At 63.4% G+C, this 1,414-nt stretch carries 2 protein-coding genes; both read left to right on the top strand.

Annotated elements, in window-relative coordinates; genetic code table 11:
• Nucleotides 1-51 precede the first annotated feature (51 nt).
• On the top strand, nucleotides 52-798 hold the full coding sequence (locus tag HMPREF0178_RS20435) for a hypothetical protein (protein WP_009368206.1): 747 nt from the start codon (nucleotides 52-54) through the stop codon (nucleotides 796-798).
• An 11-nt stretch (nucleotides 799-809) separates the two neighbouring features.
• Nucleotides 810-1,349 (top strand): phage tail assembly chaperone, encoded by a 540-nt coding sequence (locus HMPREF0178_RS07740; protein WP_009368205.1) that lies wholly within the window; start codon nucleotides 810-812, stop codon nucleotides 1,347-1,349.
• Nucleotides 1,350-1,414: the final 65 nt, after the last annotated feature.

The raw sequence follows: 1,414 nt of genomic DNA, 5'->3' as shown, positions 1-1,414 counted from the left end.
GAGAGAGAGAGAGACCTTTAGTTGCGAACTTCTGCCCTCGGGGGTGCTGTAATGGCGCTTCCGCAGGCGGCGAGGTGGATAAAGGAGCTCAGGGCATCGCTTGAGGCGGCCAGCCTGTATCTGGTTCCCCGTGGTGGAGTCATCCTCTGGCATGGCTCTAGCGACGCTATCCCGAAAGGGTGGGCGATTTGTGACGGCACGCAGGGAACCCCGGACATGCGGGACAGGTTCGTCGTCGGCGCTGGCGGGAAGTACGCGCTGGACGGCATGGGCGGGGCTGCATCGGCAACGCCGGACGTGAGCACGGGGACGGCCAAGACGGGGATCAGCCTTGCCGATGCCGCGCCGGGAGGCACGGCGGGGAGCTCGGGAACCGGGATCGGCATCCAGAACGCCGCCCTCAATATCTGGACGGGAGCGGCCGGGACGGGGATCGGCATTCAGGGGACGACGCTGGACGGGAACACGTTGCCGTCTCATGGCCATGTGTATCATACGAACGCCCATAAAGGCGCGACAGGTTTTGAGGATAGAGCCGCAAATGGTGGCGACACTGTAACCGCCAATACTGGCAACAGTTGGGGCCATGCCCACGGCGTATCAGACCCCGGCCATGCCCACGCTGTAGGCTCAAGCGAACACGCCCACGGTGTCTCTGATCCCACGCACGGGCACAGGGTAGCAACAGAGGCCCACAACCACACGCTTACGGACGGCGGCCACGCCCATACGGTTACGGCAAAGGCAATCAGCACCTTGCCTCCCTTTGTCGCCCTTTTTTACATCAAGAAGCTGTAAGGATGGAAAGCATGAGAACACACGTAACGGTCGTTCCTTCCGACCGATTGATCATTGTTGACGGAACCCCTTTGCAATTCGGCTTCACGGCGCCCGCAAACCTGCACGCCGTCCAGTGGCATGAGGGACGCGGGGAAATGGAGTGGACGGACGACATCAACCACCCCCTGACGCCTGCGGATTATGCGGAGGACGTCGCCCCGTTCGTCGCGCTGTGGGAAGCGGAAAAGGCCCGGCTTGACGAAGAGGCGGCAGCCGCGGAAGCCGCCCGGCTTGCCGAGTACAATTCGCCGGAAGCCCGCGCCGCCCGCGTGCGCGCCGAGAGGGATCGCCGTCTGGCGGGCTGCGCCTGGGTCATCGAACGGCACAGGGATCAGCTCGACAACGGGGAGGCTACAACGCTTACGGATGAACAGTATCAGGCTTGGCAGGCGTACCGCCAGGCCTTGCGCGACCTTCCGGAGCAGCCCGGCTTCCCGTGGCTCGGCGGCGGAGAGGATGATCCCTCTTGCCCGTGGCCCGTTGAACCTGTTCTTCCGGCAAAGGCATAGGGGGACGCCATGCAGAGAGAGAGAGAGAGAGAGAGAGAGAGAGAGAGAGAGAGAGAGAGAGAGAG

It is taken from the genome of Bilophila sp. 4_1_30, from assembly GCF_000224655.1.
GTDB classification, from domain to species: Bacteria; Desulfobacterota; Desulfovibrionia; order Desulfovibrionales; family Desulfovibrionaceae; genus Bilophila; species Bilophila wadsworthia.
This window is presented reverse-complemented; position numbering and strand designations above follow the sequence as displayed.

Bases quoted from the DNA above. Each gene is read 5' to 3' on its own strand.
- HMPREF0178_RS20435 (WP_009368206.1), top strand. From the start codon at position 52: ATGGCGCTTCCGCAGGCGGCGAGGTGGATAAAGGAGCTCAGGGCATCG.
- HMPREF0178_RS07740 (WP_009368205.1), top strand. From the start codon at position 810: ATGAGAACACACGTAACGGTCGTTCCTTCCGACCGATTGATCATTGTT.